The organism is Frankia sp. CcI49 (assembly GCF_001983215.1).
GTDB classification, from domain to species: Bacteria; Actinomycetota; Actinomycetes; order Frankiales; family Frankiaceae; genus Parafrankia; species Parafrankia irregularis.
In genome coordinates, this window is the sequence record NZ_MOWP01000039.1 from 132,203 (window position 1) to 148,568 (window position 16,366).

10 protein-coding genes and 1 pseudogene are annotated in these 16,366 nt (G+C 72.5%); 6 read left to right on the plus strand and 5 right to left on the minus strand.

The window, feature by feature from the left end; all coding sequences use genetic code 11:
- Positions 1 to 31: 31 nt before the first annotated feature.
- The 4 genes from CcI49_RS33935 to CcI49_RS33950 all read right to left on the minus strand — a co-directional run bounded on the left by CcI49_RS33935 (position 32) and on the right by CcI49_RS33950 (position 7,934).
- Complete coding sequence (locus CcI49_RS33935) at positions 32 to 3,484, minus strand: glycosyltransferase (RefSeq protein WP_076833434.1); 3,453 nt, start codon at positions 3,482 to 3,484, stop codon at positions 32 to 34.
- 189 nt (positions 3,485 to 3,673) lie between these two features.
- Entirely contained in the window at positions 3,674 to 4,342 is a 669-nt protein-coding gene (locus tag CcI49_RS44295; RefSeq protein WP_054570584.1) for a WhiB family transcriptional regulator, read from the minus strand.
- Positions 4,343 to 4,788: 446 nt separating this feature from the next.
- Positions 4,789 to 7,542 carry a bifunctional FO biosynthesis protein CofGH gene (locus CcI49_RS33945; RefSeq protein WP_076833436.1) on the minus strand — a complete coding sequence of 918 codons (2,754 nt, stop codon included), beginning with the start codon at positions 7,540 to 7,542 and terminating at the stop codon, positions 4,789 to 4,791.
- A 110-nt stretch (positions 7,543 to 7,652) separates the two neighbouring features.
- Complete coding sequence (locus tag CcI49_RS33950) at positions 7,653 to 7,934, minus strand: hypothetical protein (protein WP_006538416.1); 282 nt, start codon at positions 7,932 to 7,934, stop codon at positions 7,653 to 7,655.
- Positions 7,935 to 8,233: 299 nt separating this feature from the next.
- Here CcI49_RS33950 and CcI49_RS33955 point away from each other — a divergent pair, with 299 nt between their 5' ends.
- The 4 genes from CcI49_RS33955 to CcI49_RS33970 all read left to right on the plus strand — a co-directional run bounded on the left by CcI49_RS33955 (position 8,234) and on the right by CcI49_RS33970 (position 12,436).
- Positions 8,234 to 8,818 (plus strand): TetR/AcrR family transcriptional regulator, encoded by a 585-nt coding sequence (locus CcI49_RS33955; protein WP_054570582.1) that lies wholly within the window; start codon positions 8,234 to 8,236, stop codon positions 8,816 to 8,818.
- Between the two features lie 60 nt (positions 8,819 to 8,878).
- Positions 8,879 to 9,907: a 2-phospho-L-lactate transferase gene (cofD, locus tag CcI49_RS33960; RefSeq protein WP_054570581.1), complete on the plus strand. Its 1,029-nt coding sequence runs from the start codon at positions 8,879 to 8,881 to the stop codon at positions 9,905 to 9,907.
- Complete coding sequence (locus CcI49_RS33965; RefSeq protein WP_083473843.1) at positions 9,900 to 11,447, plus strand: coenzyme F420-0:L-glutamate ligase; 1,548 nt, start codon at positions 9,900 to 9,902, stop codon at positions 11,445 to 11,447. Before cofD ends, CcI49_RS33965 begins: the two co-directional genes overlap by 8 nt.
- Before the next feature lie 197 nt (positions 11,448 to 11,644).
- Entirely contained in the window at positions 11,645 to 12,436 is a 792-nt protein-coding gene (locus CcI49_RS33970) for a DUF3105 domain-containing protein (RefSeq protein WP_054570580.1), read from the plus strand.
- Positions 12,437 to 12,505: 69 nt separating this feature from the next.
- Here the strand turns inward: CcI49_RS33970 and dnaN are convergent, their stop codons facing one another.
- On the minus strand, positions 12,506 to 13,711 hold the full coding sequence (gene dnaN, locus CcI49_RS33975) for a DNA polymerase III subunit beta (protein ID WP_076833437.1): 1,206 nt from the start codon (positions 13,709 to 13,711) through the stop codon (positions 12,506 to 12,508).
- 440 nt (positions 13,712 to 14,151) lie between these two features.
- Here dnaN and CcI49_RS33980 point away from each other — a divergent pair, with 440 nt between their 5' ends.
- Positions 14,152 to 15,468, plus strand: coding sequence for an acyltransferase (locus tag CcI49_RS33980; protein ID WP_076833438.1), 1,317 nt, complete (start codon positions 14,152 to 14,154; stop codon positions 15,466 to 15,468).
- 428 nt (positions 15,469 to 15,896) lie between these two features.
- A pseudogene (locus CcI49_RS33985) lies at positions 15,897 to 16,366 on the plus strand (hypothetical protein); the annotation flags it as partial.

A 16,366-nucleotide genomic window follows, 5' to 3' on the forward strand; every position in this document is an offset into this window, starting at 1 on the left:
GCGGGGAACCCGCCGTCTCGATCGACCGTTGTCAGGCCGCATCAGGAGGCCCTCCCCACCGCACCGGAGGCTGCTGTCGAGCTGGCGGCCGACGCCGGAACCGCCTGGTCGGCACACGCCCCGTGAGGGCGGCCAGGACGCCCACGGTCAGCACGGTTCCCGCGGCCACGGCGGTGGCGAGCACGGCGTCCCGGTGCCGCCCGTGGTCGTAGGAGATTCGCAGCAGGCCGCCGCCTTCCGGGAGGTCGAAGGCCTGTGCCCAGCCCGACGCCACAGCCGCGGATAGCTGCCGACCGTCCAGGGTCGCCCGCCATCCCGGGTCGGCAGGCTCGGCGAGGACCACGCGGCGGCCCGCCGTGCCGGCCGGGAGCCGCGCAGTGCCGGCGAGTCCGGCGGCGGTCGGCCCGAATCCGTCCAGGGCCGTGCCCACGCGCCGCTCGGTCGCCGGGTGCCCCGCGGACGTCCCGGCACCGCCCCGGACAAGCCGCACGAGCGCGGCGGGCTGGTTCTCACCGGTCGCGGGGTCCACTGGCCGCCAGACCAGGACGCCGGCACCGAGCCGGTCACGCCACAGGCCGCTCACGGCGTCCAGCGCCGTGAGCAGCGACGGGTCTGCCTCCTCGGGGGTGACGACCGCCCCGACGCCGAACGCAGCCAGACCTTCAGCGGCATCCGGGACGCCGGCTGACAGATCCGCGACGAGGCGGGCCAGCGCGTCCGAGGCGTTCGAAGGGCGGTAGGGGGAGGCCTGCGGGAAGCCCGGGCCATCCTGCGTCGCGAGCGTGTAGCTGGCCCGATCCGGGGGTGTGCCGCGTAGTACCAGGACCCGGGCACCGGTTCCGCCCGTCCTGGTCAGGCCGGCGATGGAGCGGACCAGGGCGTCGTCCGGCCGTTCCGTCGCCGGCGCGACGAGGAAGCCCACGGCGAACGCGGGCACCGCGACGGCGGTGAGGAGACCGGCCACCAGCGAGGCACCGCGCGCGCCCCACGAACGCCGGCCCGCCGCCGGCCGGCCGGCGGCCTCCTCGGCGCGGCCCCCGGTCACCGGACGACCGGCCGTGGGCCCGGACATCCGGGCCACACCGATGACGATCAGCAGGCCGGCGCAGGCGAGACCGTACTGCGGGCCCACCCAGACACCGGCCAGCGCACTCGCGGCCGTGGCCACGGGCGGGGACGCCGCGTCCGGCCAGGCGTGAGCGAGGGGCACGGCAAGGGCCACCTCGAGCAGGCCGGCGCCGGCGAGCGCCCAGCCGACCGCCCCGTTTCTCCCGCCGCCCCGGGCCGTGCGCGGGCTCGTGCCCGCTTCCGGGTTCGTGCCCGTGTGTGAGCCCGTGCCCGTGCCTGTACGGAGGCGGGTGACCCGCAGCCGCGACAACACGATGAGCAGGACGCAGAGGACTACAAAAAGCCACAGGGCGGTCGCGCGGGCCTCATCACCGGGTGCGCCGGCGATGAGGCCGGTCCGTTCGGAGCCGGACAGCTGGGCGAGCCCCACCGCCGCCCACAGGCCGGGACGACCCGCGACCGCGGCGGGCACCAGGGGGAGCATGCCGACAGACAGCACACAGAGCAGGCTGAGCAGGCCCACGCCGAGCGGGGCCGTCGAGCAGCCGGCCGCACCAGGGCTGCGCGCGCCTCGGGACGCCCGGCGCCCGGCCCGGCGGGACGCCCAGAAGGCCACCGGAAGGCCCACCAGCGCGATAATCGCCAGCAGCGGCGCACAGGCCACGACAACGGCGAGCCCCACCGCGAGACGCCACGCCGGCCAGTCGCCGAACCAGACCGGCCGGTGCTGACCGCGCAGCACCTGGTCGCCGGCCGCCAGCACGGTGGGGAGCACGGCCAGCGCCACGGCGGTCTCGAGCCGACCGGCCACCACCGACTCCGCCATCGGCGGGGAGACCGCGTACAACGCCGCGAGGCCGACGCGCACCCGCGCCGAGCCGGTGATGCGGGCCGACGCGAGGTAGGTGCTCGACGCGGCCACCGCGGGGGCCAGCGCGAGCAGGACCGAACAGAGGGCGGGGACGTCCAGGCCGGCCGGTGCCACGATGGAGGCCAGCAGGGCGAGCCCGGGCGTCCAGGGCGGAGCCGGACCCGCCCAGCCGAGTGCCCCGCCAGACACGTCGTGCCAACCAGACCACACGATGGACCACAAATCGCCCGCGGTGCGGGGCATCGGCACTCCGCCACCGACCAGGTCCGCGGGCAGCCGACGCACCGCGGCTGCTCCGGCCGCCAGGAGCACCGCCGTCAGCGCCGCGAAGGCCCGGGGCGGGGCCGCGTTCCGGGCGCCGACCCGGCCCCGCACGGCCAGGCCGGCCTGGCCGCCGACGTCAACGCCGGCGCCGGCGCCGGCGGCCAGGCCGCCATCCGGATCGGAATCGGAATCGAGGTCGAGGCCGGTGCCTGTGGGGCGGCGCGGGAGCAGCTCCCGCACCACCCGGCGCGGGACCACCGCGCGGCGGCCCGCCCGGCGCCGCAGCCGTGCCAGTCTCCACGGCCGGGCTAGGACAGTGCTCACCACCCACACCTCGGCCACCGCTGCGTGCCAACGGCCGCCCCGGTGCGACAGCCGCGCGCAGGCGCGGGCAGCCCCGGCGACGCCCAGCGCGATCAACGCGAACGGCAGCAGCGGGGCGGCAGTGAGCGCCAGCCGCACCCGCATACCGGCGGCTCTCGCGGCCCGGTCGAGGGCCGCCTGGTCGGATCTGGCCGCCCCGCCGGCCCACACGCTCCCGGCGTGCCCGGCCCGCTCGGACCGCCCGGACCGCTCGTCGAGCCGGGGAAGCAGCGGGATATCGACCCGGGTCGTCGGTCTGATCGCCACCACGGCCCGGGGGACCGCCACCACCCGCAGGCCTGCCCTCGCCGCGCGCACGCCCAGGTCGAGGTCGAGACCTGCCGTGAGATCGACGGCGAGCCCACCGAGCCGCTCCCAGGCCGCGGCCCGGATCAGCATTCCCGTGCAGGAGACCGCCAGCACATCCCGCACGGCGTCGTGCCGGCCGGTCGCGCCTCGCGTGACGCGCCGCCCCGCCCGGTCGACGGTCACGCCGGCCTCGAGCGGGACGCCGCCCACCCGTGGGACGCCGACAGCGGGTGAGGAGCCGGCCGCCGGCTGGGGACCCGCCTCCTGTGCGGCGCCGTTATCTGAGGCCGCGTGCAGGCTGGGGCCCAGCACCGCGGCGCTCCGGTCGACCCGGGCATAGGTGAGCAGGCGGTCCAGTGCGTCGTGCGCAGGCACGGCGCCGTCGTGGAGAAGCCAGTAGAAGACGTCGGGGGCGCCCGCCCGCTCCACCCGCGAGACGGCGGCGGCGACAGCGGCGCCGAACGACGTTGTGCTCGGAAGGTTCAGTACCTCGTGGCGCGGCTCGGCACCGACGGGCTGTGCGGTGCGTTGCGACGGGATGGCGAGGCCACCGAGACGCACCACGATGATCCGCTCCGGGGGACGGAGCGCGGTGGCAAGCGCTGCCACCGCCCCGCCCGGATCACCCGGGTCACCCGCCGGGGCGCACGAATGGCCTGGATCGCCGTGGCGCGTGACGACGATCCCGATGACCTGCTGGCCAGAACGAACCGCATCTCGCGGACGAACCGCCCACGGATCCCGATCGGCGCCCCGCGTTGGTGTAGTCATCGCGGGCGCCGTCGGTGTGATCCGCCGTCAGACGGCTCGCCGGCGCTGCTTGCGCCGTTCCCGTTCGGACATGCCCCCCCAGATACCGAAACGCTCGTCGTTCTCCAGGGCGTACTCGAGGCACTCGATGCGGACCTCACAGCCGGAGCAGATGCGTTTCGCCTCCCGGGTCGAACCGCCCTTCTCAGGGAAGAACGCCTCCGGATCGGTCTGCGCGCACAGCGCGCGCTCCTGCCACTCCATCACCTCGCCGAGCAGATCACCGAAGCCGATGTCGATGACCTGGGCGAGGGAGTCGGCCAACGGCCCGTCCACCTGGGTCAGGCGCACGTCACCCGGGCTGACGAGGACGCCGCTCTCGTCGTCTTCCTCGTCTTCCTCGTCATCGTCCTCGTCCAGATCGCTGTCGTCGAGGTCGTCGACATCGGTGCCGTGGCCGGACCCGACCAGCTCCTGCCGGCCGAGACCGGGCATGGCCGGCGGCGCGACGACGGTGGCGTTCGCTGTCACCGGGATCGGGTGCGGCCCGGTGCCGACCAACGCGGCGGACGCGGGAACAACGGGGACAGGCGGTGGCGCGGGGACCGGCAGCGGCGCGGCCGCGTGCGCGGCCTCCTCCCCCGGCCCGGGGTGGTACTGAGCGGGACGCTCGACGTCCGCCAGGACGGTGTGGACGCCCGCGTCGGCGTGCTCCATATGGACTCCTCCAGACCCGTCGCGGTGCGGTCGGCCACCCCCCGGACGCCGGCGCGCGGTGCCTTGGATCCACACCGACTGGACCTCGCTCTACCTCACGAGCCCCGCCGACGGGGGGAATGACACGCCGGTAATTACACGCGCCAGACTTGGCCGCGTCAACCCCACCGACGCAACATCTTCTACAACCAGCGATGAGACCATAGCTCACAGTCACTAGGGCCCGTCACAGAGGGTCCCCGTTGACCGATGCTCTACTACGGAGAGTGACAATCCGAGAGGCGGGGGCGCGATGTTCGATCTCAGCCCTGAGGGCGAACTCCCCCATATCGGACGCCGAAATATCCGGACATCCAACCCGAACTTACACCGATCACCAGCACCGACAGCGAGCCATCGAGACGTCGGTCACATAGAGTAGTGACACGAACGAGCTGTGACGCTCCTCAGGTCACGATCGCGAGCATGGTGCGCGCAGCGTCACCACGTGCGGCTGCGAGGCGTTCCGAGGAGACCACACCGTAGGTAGTGGTCCGCTGCCGAGCGGGCCGGCCGGCGGCCGCGGCGATCTCCTCCAGCTCCGCGATGGAGCGGCGAGAGCCATGCTGGGAGCCCGCCATTCGACTAATGGTCTCCTCCATCAGTGTGCCCCCGAGGTCGTTGACCCCACCCGCGAGCACCTGCGCGCAGCCGTCGGTCCYGAGCTTCACCCACGAGCACTGGATGTTGGCGATCGCTCCGTGCAACAGGATCCGGGCCATCGCGTGCACCGCCCGGTTCTCCTGAACGGTGGGGCCGGGCCGGGCTACCCCGGCCAGGTAGATCGGCGAGCTGTGGTGCACGAACGGCAGCCCGACGAACTCCGTGAACCCGCCCGTCTCCTCCTGGATGCGGCGCAGCAACCGCAGGTGGGCCACCCAGTGCGCGGGTGTGTCGACGTGGCCGTACATCATCGTCGCCGACGAGCGCAGGCCCACCCGGTGCGCGGTGGTGATCACCTCGATCCAGGCGGCCGTCGGCAGCTTGCCCTTGGTCAGAACCCAGCGGACCTCGTCGTCGAGGATCTCCGCGGCGGTGCCGGGGATGCTGTCGAGGCCGGCCTCCCGGGCGGCCGTGAGCCACTCCTGCACCGACAGGCCGCTACGGCTGACACCGTTCATGACCTCCATCGGCGAGAACGCGTGCAGGTGCAGCTCCGGGACGGCCTTCTTGATCTCGCGGGCCAGCTCGAAGTACGCGGTTCCCGGCAGGTCGGGATGGATGCCGCCCTGGACGCAGACCTCGGTGGCTCCCACCGACCAGGCCTCCTGGACCCGGGAGGCCACCTCCTCCAGCGACAGCGTGTAGGCGTCGGCGTCACCGCGCCGCTGGGCGAAGGCGCAGAACCGGCAGCCCGTGTAGCAGACATTGGTGAAGTTGATGTTGCGGTTCACCACGTAGGTCACGTCGTCGCCGACCACGTCGCGGCGCAGGTCGTCCGCGAGCTGGCACAGTTCCTCCAGCGCCGGACCGGTCGCGCCGAACAGCACGAGGGCCTCGGCGTCGGTGATGCCGGCCGGGTCGGTACGCGCCCGGCGCAGCGCGGCGAGCACCTCCGGCTCCGCTCGGGAGGGCTGACCGGGCACTGCGGTGGCCGGCTGTGATCCGTCGGAGCCCACCGATCCGTCAAGGCCCGCCGATCCGTCGGAGCCCGCCGGCATCGCGGCCCCGGCCCGGGAACCCGAGCCGTACACGCCGTCCACGCCGGTGCCGGCGGCGCGCACCTGGTCACGCAGACCAGCCCAGTCGCCGTACACCGAGTCGAAGTCGGAGCGCGCGGCGGTACGCCGGCCCTCCGTGTCCACCGCGGTGTGCAGGTCGGTGCGGCCGCTGTCGGCCAGGCCACCGTCCGGCTCCTGCCAGGGACGCCCGGTGGCACGCGCCTGCGGGGCGAGCAGTCCGTCCGGGCCAGCCAGCGCCGCCACGTGCCCGGTCAGGCGCGGGTCGATCCACGGCTCGTCCAGATGGGTGGGGTGGACGGTCAGCCGCGCGCGCAGCGTGAACCCCGCCGCCTCGGTCACGGTCCGCAGCACGTCCAGATCGGGCCAGGGCCGCTCCGGGTTGACGTGATCCGGAGTGACGGGTGACACCCCGCCCCAGTCGTCGAGCCCGGCCGAGAGCAGCAGGGCGCACTCGTCGGTGTCGATGAGGTTGGGTGGCGCCTGCACCCGCATCCGCGGGCCGAGCACCAGTCGGGTCACCGCCACGGCCGCCGCGAGCTCCGCCGCCCCGACGTCCGGCGCGCCACGCATCGCGGTGTCGTCCTTGGCGCGGAAGTTCTGGACGATCACTTCCTGGATGGAGCCGTACTCGCGGTCCAGGCCACGCAGCGCGAAGATCGTCTCGGCGCGTTCGGTGAGGGTCTCGCCGATGCCCAGCAACAGCCCGGTCGTGAAGGGGATCGACAGCCGGCCGGCGTCCGCCAGCACCCGCAGGCGCACCGCCGGGTCCTTGTCGGGCGAGCCGTGGTGCGCCTCGCCCGGGGTCGACCACAGCCGCGTGGCGGTGGTCTCCAGCATCATTCCCATGGAGGGCGCGACCGGCTTGAGGCGTGCCAGCTCCGCCCAGCTCAGCACGCCGGGGTTGAGGTGCGGGAGCAGACCGGTCTCCTCCAGGACCGCGATCGCCACCGCACGCAGGTAGCCCAGGGTGGAGTCGTAGCCGTGGGCGTCGAGCCATTCGCGGGCGGCGGGCCATCTGTCCTCGGGTCGGTCACCGAGGGTGAACAGCGCCTCGGCGCAGCCGGCCCGGGCCCCGGCGCGGGCGATGTCGAGCACCTCGTCAACCGTGAGGTAGGGCGCCGGCAGCCGGTGCGGAACGGTCGCGAAGGTGCAGTAATGGCAGCGGTCCCGGCACAGCCGGGTCAGCGGGATGAAGACCTTGGGCGAATAGGTGACCACTCCGGGGCGGCCCGCGGACGCGAGCCCCGCGTCACGCACCCTGGCCGCGGACGCGCACAGATCAACGAGATCGGTGCCGCGGGCGGCGAGCAGAATCGCCGCCTCGGTGACGTCCAGGGTGGCACCGTCACGCGCGCGCCGCAGCGCGCGGCGCATCGCGGCGGCCGACGGCGGCGGTTCCGGACGGTGCTCGCGACCGGGGTCGAGGCTCCTCGTCTCCCCGGTTCCTTCTCCGCCCGGAACAGCCGCCGTACTCGTCATGCGCTCACCCTGGATAGTCGGTCAATGATCTTGGGGACGTACGTACAGGTCGCGAAATGTCATGAACCGTCCGAAACAGCGGAAAAGTTCCGACCGGTGTTGAGCGGGGGTCAGGCCGCGCCGCCCTGGCGGGCACCGAGCCGGCCGGCCGCGGAGCCGCGGAGCCGGTCAAGGGTCCCGATCAGCAGGTTCGTGCGCCTGCGGGCGGCCAGCCTGTCGGTCCGTGCGCTGGCCCTGGCCAGGCCGGCGCCCCGCAGGTCGGCGTGCCGGGCGGCCGCCACCTGTGGTGCCCGTGCCCCGGCCAGGGCACGGTTCAAGGACGCGGAGAGGGCTTCGAGGCTCTTGGGGGTACCGGTACTGGTAGGGCTCCGTGGGTCTCTGATCGCGGACATGGCAGTCCTTCCGGCGACGTGAAGAGCTGTGTCCATCTCACAGCCCTCTTTAATGAGAATCAAGAGATGGCAGCTTCGAGTCAGGCGGCATCACCCAGGGCAACCGTCCACATCCCCACACCGATGACTGCCGCGACGCGTCAACGTGCCGCGCCGCACCGGTGATGACAGTGCCGCCGCCGGTGACAGCCTGGGCGGAAATGGCCGGGTACTCCCCCGAGCCGAAACGTCGACGAGCGGATGGCGCTCGTACAAGACAATTCCCTCCTGCGTCCCGCCGAGGTCGTTACCCTGATCAGGTGCCACGCAACCGTCAGGAAGTCCCGCGCGAGGAACGGATCGACGCGTTGCTCGCGGTCGCCGAGCAGCAGTTCCTTGCCCGCGGGTTCGCCGGAACCTCCATCGCCGAGATCGCCCGCGCCGCCGGTATCGAGCCCGGCTCGGTCTACTGGTACTTCCGCTCGAAGGACCACGCGTTCGCAGCCGTGCTCAACCGCCTGCTCGACGGTGAGACGGAGCGCATCGCAGCGCTGCCCGACGAGCCGGCGAACAAGCTCTTCGCCGCGCTGGACTCGGTCGAGCAGCGGCGAACGCTGCATCCGTGCGTGGCGGAACGGGCACCCCACGCCCCACCGATCATGGAATACCACGAGCGGCTGCACGAATGGCTGCATGGACTCGCGCTCAGCGCGGTCGCGGACCTCGTGCCCGGGCCGGACCGCGAGATCGCTGCGGACGCCGTGGTGGCGACGATCGAAGGCGGGCTGGCGAACCCCGCGCCGAGCCGGCCCACCAGCCACCTGGTCCGTTACCTGCTCGCCGCACTGGCCAGCACCACGAACTCCCCCGCGCCACCGCTGCCCGCGGAGAGCGTGCTGCACTGACGCGCATCGCGCCGACACCGTGACCCGCCCCTGCGGCAACCGCGGTGGAAGGATGGCGCGGTGAGGATTACGGCATTGGCTGGCGGAATCGGCGGCGCGCGTTTTCTGACCGGTGTCCGGGCGGCACGGCCGGACGCAGAGATCACCGTCATCGGCAACACGGGTGACGACATCACCCTGCATGGTCTGCGCATCTGCCCAGACCTCGACACCGTCATGTACACACTCGGCGGAGGCATCTCCGCCGAGCGCGGCTGGGGCCGCGAGGACGAGTCCTTCGTGGTCTCCGGTGAGCTCGCCGCCTACGGCGTGGGGCCGAGCTGGTTCGGTCTCGGCGACCGCGATCTGGCCACCCATCTCGTCCGTACCCAGATGATTGACGCCGGTTACAAGCTGTCGGACGTCGTCACGGCGCTGTGCGACCGCTGGCGGCCCGGGGTGCGCCTGCTGCCCATGTCGGACGACCGCGTCGAGACCCACGTGATCATCAATGATGACCAGGGCCGGCGGGCCGTGCATTTCCAGGAGTGGTGGCTGAAGCTGCGGGCGTCCGTCCCGGCGGAGGCCATCCTCTCCGTCGGCGCCGCGGAGTCGGCCCCCGCGCCCGGAGTGCTGGACGCCATCGCGGCGGCCGACGTCGTGCTCATCGGCCCGTCCAACCCGGTGGTCTCCATCGGCACGATCCTGTCGGTGCCGGGGATCGCCGACGCGCTGCGGGTGACGCTTGCCCCGGTGATCGGCATCTCCCCGATCATCGGTGGCGCGGCTGTGCGTGGCATGGCGGACGCCTGCCTGAAGGCGATCGGCGTCGAGACCACGGCGCGTGCGGTCGGCGCGCACTACGGCGGCCGGCACCGCGACGGCGAAACGGCCTCAGCGCCCGAGCGGAAGGGCACCTCCGGGGGCGCGGAGCGGGAGCTTGGTCACGGTCTCCTCGACGGTTGGCTGGTTGACGTCGTGGATGCCGATGTCGCAGCGGACCCGGATGCCATACCCGGAGCTACCGTGAAGGCCGTACCGCTTCTCATGACCGATCTGGAGGCCACTGTGGCGATCGTGGAGGCGGCACTGGAGCTCGCCGGTGTCTGAGCTGTCCGCCATGGATCCTTTCACCCTGGGCACGCCCGCACTGGGGACGCCGACGTCCGCGGACGAACCGTCGCCGGCGGGCACCTCGGCACCGCTCGCCGTCCCGTCGGAGGCGGCGGCGCTCACCCCTGCGCACGAACCGCCCGCCGCGCAGCAGCCTGCACCGCCCACCCCGGCCACCCCGGCTGACCCGGAAGTGCCGGCGAGCACCTGGCTGCAGATCCTGCCGCTGCCCGGTATCGGGGAGATCCGCCCCGGCGACGACCTCGCCCAGGTGATCGCCACGGCCGCGGGTGTGGGAGAGCCGGGTACGGGAGGGGCCGCGGGCCTGCTCGACGGTGACGTCCTCGTGGTCACCTCGAAGATCGTCTCCAAGGCCGAGGGCCGGTTGATCCAGATCGACGGCGACCAGGACCGGGAGGCGACCCGGCAGGTGGCGATCGACGCCGAGTCCGTGCGCGAGGTGGCCCGTCGCGGCCAGACCCGCATCGTCGAGACCCGGCACGGGCTGGTGCTGGCGAGTGCCGGCGTGGACGCGTCGAACGTCAACAAGGATTCCATCGCGCTGTTGCCGGTCGATCCGGACGCCAGCGCACGCACCCTGCGTGACGGCCTGCGGGAGCGGCTCGGCGTCGACGTCTGCGTGATCATCAGCGACACCGCCGGGCGGCCCTGGCGCCGCGGGCTCACCGACATGGCCATCGGCGTGGCCGGGATGGCCGCGCTGCGCAGCCACATCGGCGATGTCGATGCGTACGGCAACGAACTGGGCATGACCGAGATCGCCGAGGCCGACGAGCTCGCCGGGGCGGCCGACCTGGTGAAGGGCAAGCTGGGGGCGACCCCGGTGGCCATCGTCCGCGGCTTCGGGCGGCTGCCGGACGACGGCGCCGGCGCCGGCGCACTGCTGCGGCCCTTCGCCGAGGACATGTTCCAGCTCGGCACGGTCGAGGCACGCCGGTCCGCACCGTTCGCACGCCGCACGGTGCGGGAGTTCGCCGATCTCCCGGTGGACCCGGCGGCGGTGCGCCAGGCGGTCGCGGCCGCGATCACCGCCCCGGCCCCGCACCACACCACGCCCTGGCGGTTCGTGCTGGTCGACGCCCGCCGGCACGCCCTGCTCGACGCCATGGCCATGGCCTGGACGGACGATCTGCGCCGCGACGGCTTCGACGAGGACTCGGTGAGCCGGCGGCTGCGTCGCGGTGACGTGCTGCGCCGGGCACCCGTCCTCATCGTGCCGATGATGGTCAGCGACGGGTCACACTCGTATCCGGACGAGCGCCGGTCGCGGGCCGAGGAGCGCATGTTCACCGTGGCGGTCGGCGCCGCCGTGCAGAACCTGCTGGTCGCGCTGGCTGCCGAGGGCCTGGGCTCGTGCTGGGTGTCGTCCGCGCTGTTCTGCGGTGAGATCGTCACCGACGTCCTGGATCTGCCGCGGACCTGGGCACCGATGGGTGTGGTGGGCGTCGGGCATCCAGCCGCGCCGGCGGCTCCTCGCCCGCCTCGGGATGCCACCGCGTTCATCGTCGAACGTTGATCGACAACTGCCTTCAGGCAGCTGTGCACCAGCTGTGACGAGAAAATCGAGGGCCCGAGTTCCGTCCGATTTGCGGGTATTTGTAGGTTCCCGCCGGGTCGCCGCAGCACCCGGGACAGCGACCGAGCGCGACTGCCGGCGAGTCGGACGGACCGCACCTGCCCAGCTCTGTTCGACACTTCGTAGGATCTGACACCGTGGGGAAAAGCAGCGCCGCGCGCAACAGCCGTCTGGATCAGCTCCGCCAGGAACAGCGGCGGAAGGAACGCCGGCGTGCGCTTCTGATCTACGGCACGTCCGGGTTCGTCGCGCTCGCCCTCCTCGCTGGGATCATCATCTACAGCGTCATCGACAACCAGTCGAAGAGCGAGAAGCGCAAGGTCGGCTACGTGGAGGCGGCGTCGGCCGCCGCGCTCGCAGCGGGCTGCACCGGGATCCGCAACGACGAGTCCTACGGCAACACCCACGTCGACAGCACAAAGACGGTCGACTACCAGAACTCCCCGCCGTCCTCCGGGAACCACGACGCGGATCCGCTCCCGGACTCGATCCGCTTCTACAACCCGGACTCGGGCATCCGCATCGAGCGGGCGGTCCACAACCTGGAGCACGGCTTCGTCGTCGCCTGGTACGACACCGAGCTGCCGGACGACCAGGTCAAGACGCTGGAGAAGGTCGCCGCCGACTCCGGTAACCGCTTCATCGCGGTGCCGTGGACGCGCGACGCGTTCGCGGGCAACCAGCACTTCGTCCTGACCGGCTGGGACCGGACCCAGCGCTGCACCACCGTCTCGGCCGGCGTGGTGAACGAGTTCATCAACAAGTGGGCGGACCCGCCGGCCGAAGGCGCGAGCTGGGACTCCCCGACCGCTCCCGAGTCGGGCTACCAGGGCGGAACGCTCAACGTGACCGCCGACGGGCCGCTCGACACCGCGGCCGCCGCCGACGCGACGCCGGGCGCCGGCACGATGAGCACGCCGGCCCCCTGACCGACGCTCCCTGGACGCCCCTGGCCCCCTGGCGGATGCCTCTTCTGACCGCCGGCCCCGTGCCGGCGGTCAGGCCGCGCCGGTGCGGATCGGCATGAGCAGGTAGCGGTAGTCCTCCCCGTCGTCCTTGCCGGTCAGCACGGCAGGGCTGGAGGAGGTGGTGTTCGGGTCCACCGCGGAGAACCCGATCACCACCTCGTCGCCCTCGACCGCGCCCAGGCCGTCGAGCAGGAACGCGGGGTTGAACAGGACCGACAGCTCGGGGCCGGTGTACTCGACCGGCACCAGCTCGCAGGCCTGCGCGCCACCGCCGTCACCGGCCTCGGCGAGGACCTGGCCCGCCGAGAAGGTGAAGCGCAGCGGCGCCGTCCGGGTGGCGACCAGCGCGACCCTGCGCACCGCCGACGCGAGAACCGACGTCTGCGCGGTGACGGTGAACGCGGACGCCTCCGGCAGCAGCCGACGGTAGTTCGGGAAGGTCCCCTCCAGCAGGCGCACGATCGTCTGCCGGCCGTTGACCGAGAGACCGAACCGCGCGACCCCGCTGTCGTCGACGCCCATCCCGAGCGCGATCCGCGACGCACTGGTCGGCAGTCGGGCGATGTCCGCGAGCAGCCGGGCCGGCACATGCGCGACGRCCTCGGGATCGTCGACGGTGGGCTGCCAGGGAATCGTGCGCAGCGCGAGCCGGTAACGGTCGGTCGCGACCAGGCTCAGCCCGCCTCGGGCGATCTCCAGACGGACGGCGGTGAGGACCGGCAGCGAGTCGTCCCGGCCCGCGGCGGGTGCCACCTGCGCCACCGCCGCGGCGAAGCCCAGCGTGTCGACCTCGCCCACCGGCGGCGGGAACACCGGGAGAACCGGGTATTCCTCGGCGTCGAGCGTGGGGATACGGAAGCTCGCGGTGCCGCATTCGATGGTCACGCGGGTCGCGGTGGCCCACACGACCACCGGAGCATCCGGCAGGTTGCGCACGACGTCGGCCAGTAGGCGCCCGGGAACAACCACCCGGCCCGGTTCGGTGACGACGGCCTCGACCGGGGCCCGGGCCGCCACCTCGCCATCGAAGRCCGAGATCTCCAGAGCCGGCGCACCACGGCCCCGGGAGCGCTCGGCGGCGTGGTCCGAGTTGTGGTCCGAGGCGTGGTCCGGCAGCAGGGCCTCCAGGAGCAGGCCGGTCAGGACCTGCTGTGCGCCACCCGTCGGCTTCGGCAGATGGCGGGCGACCCAGCCCGTAGCGTCGGCGAGTACGTCGCGTTCCACGCTGAACCTCATGCTCGGATTGTCTCGCCGGACGAGGCCGAATCTCCGCATTCCGCAAAGCCTCGCCGCGACGGCGCCGCGCCCGGGCCACGGCCGCTCAGGTCACCGCGCCTCCCTCGACGCTGCTTCGGTGCCGCTTCGACGCCCCTCGACGTGCCGGCGGGGCGCCCGTCGGTCAGCCGGCCGCCGGCCCTCGGGTACGCCCCACCGCTACCCGCCCGGCCCCCGGTGGGGAGTCTCCCGGGGCCGGAATGCCTTCCGCCACCGCAGGACCGGCCACCACGATTCGCGGCCACCCGACCGGCTCCCGGGATCCGGTTCAGATATTGAGTGAGACCATTCCGGAGCACCTTCGGGCGCCGGGCCGGTACCGGGTTCGACCGACGGTAAAAGGCAGGTCTATTGTCGTCGCCAGTATCGTCCTGAACCGTTGGTGCCCGTGGGGGGACGCCATGCTGGAAAACCTGACCGCAGCTACGCGCAGCGAATCCGCGCGACCCGTCGGGAGCACGCCGAGGACACCTTCCGGTGGGCACAATCCCGCGCTCGACGGGCTGCGCGCGCTGGCGGTGCTGACCGTGTTCTTCCACCATATGGGCCTGGTACCAGGGGGTTATCTGGGGGTCGACCTCTTCCTGGTGCTCAGTGGGTTCCTCATCACCGGCCTGCTACTGGCCGAGCGTGACCGTGAAGGCTGGATCTCCCTGCGCGCCTTCTGGGCACGCCGTGCTTTCCGCCTCCTCCCCGCCTTCTACATCTTTGTAGCAGCAGGGATCCCACTCGTCCTGCTCTTCAAGGACGCGGACGATCAATGGCAGTTCCTGCGCAACGGTCTCGCCGCGGTCTTCTACGTGGCAAATATTCAGCGCACGCTGAATCCCCCGGACAGCGGCGCGTGGTTCGGTCATGTGTGGACGCTCTCACTGGAAGAGCAGTTCTACCTGGTCTGGCCGATCGCGCTGGTTGCGATCTGCCGCAACGGCCGGCTGCGCCGCTGCCTGCCGGAGATCCTGATCAGCCTGGTGATCATCGTGCTGATCTGGCGTGAGGTGCTGATCTCCACCGGCGCGTCGAACCTGCGCATCTACTACGCCCCCGACACCCGGTTCGACTCCCTGCTCGTCGGCTGTCTGCTCGCCGTCTGGCGCTACGACTCCCTGCGCGGCTGGGTCTCCCCTCGCCACGCGGCCCGCGCCACCGCGGACGCGATCCTCCGGCGGGTGGCGTCCTTCAGCCCCGTCGCACTGGTCGCCATCGTGGTCCTCTTCGCCACCGGGCCCGATCTGGTCGGCCGACCGACCTGGATGGCCCGCGGCGGCTATCTGCTCGTCGCCGTCCTCGCCGCCGTCGCGATCCTGGGCGCGGACCAGCGGCGTCCGGGGTGGTACTACCGCATGCTCAGCTGCCGCCCGGCGTCCTGGGTCGGCCGCATTTCCTACAGCCTCTACCTGTGGCATTTCCCGGTGACCGGGGTCGCCAACGATTCGTTGGTCCCCCGGTACGGGCGGGTGCCCTCCGCCGGAGCCGCGCTCGTCGTCAGCCTGGGGCTCGCCTCCGCCTCGTACTACCTGGTGGAGAAGCCCGTCCAGCGCCGGCGCCCAGCCTGGGTCAATGCCCGTGGGACGGCCCCGCGCAAGGGCCGAGACACCTTCGGCTCGCCTGCCGCGGCACCTCGGCGGGCGACGACACAGCCGCTGGCCATGTCGCCGCGGCCGACGTCCGCGCCGATGACCGCGGGCGGCGAATCCGTCCCGCCCGCAGGCGGCTGACCTGCGCATGCGGGTGCTCCCGGCGGACGAGTTCACGGACTGGTCAGTCGGCGGATGGCGATCGTTTCCCCGAGCCTGTTAACTAAATAACAGCAACCATGACATCTGATCTTTTGGTAACGGAAAGCGCATCGATCTGTCACAGTTCTCTCGCGCTGGCCATCCAGCACGCGGATAGCTCGCGGTCTGCCCGACCGTTCACCGCCGACCGTTTCGGAATTTTTACACAACGTGACTGAACCGAGTGCAGCACCCACGCGTCCCAGCCCGGCGCCAACCCGGGCCGGGACGCCGTTGGCGTGCATCGACGCAGGTCAGGCCGGCGGCCCCGGTCAGGTCACGAAGAGCACGTCTGCCCCACGCGCCCTCGCGTCCTGTGGTGATCGCCCGCCCCATCGGACGCCTCCCAAGCCAGGAGGAACCTGCCGGTGAGCCGTCGCCGCCGACGTCACCAGTCCCCGACGGACCCGCGCCCCGCTGCCGCGGCCGCGAACACGCCGCAGCCGGGCTCACCGCCCGCCGACGGCGTTCCCACTCGGGTCGATCTGACCAAGCGCGTTCCGACGGCGCCGACCGTCGAGCTGCCCACCGTGGGCGGCACCGCGAAGGCAGGCAGCTCCACGAAGGCAGGCGGCACCGCGAAGGCCGGGAAGACAGGGAAGACCGCGAAGGCAGGCAGGGCGGGCAGGGCCACGAAGGCGGGCGGTGCGACGCGGGCGGGCAAGGCCGGGCCCGCGGCCAAGGGGCCGGGGCAGCGTGTCCGCGCCTCGGGTCTGGTGCGCACGACGGTGCTGCCCACCGCCGTCGCCGCCAGCCTGCTCTTCTTCTGCACCGCCGCCACCCCCGAAACCAGCGGCGACACCGGCGACCAGCTCGACACCACCAAGAACCCACCCGC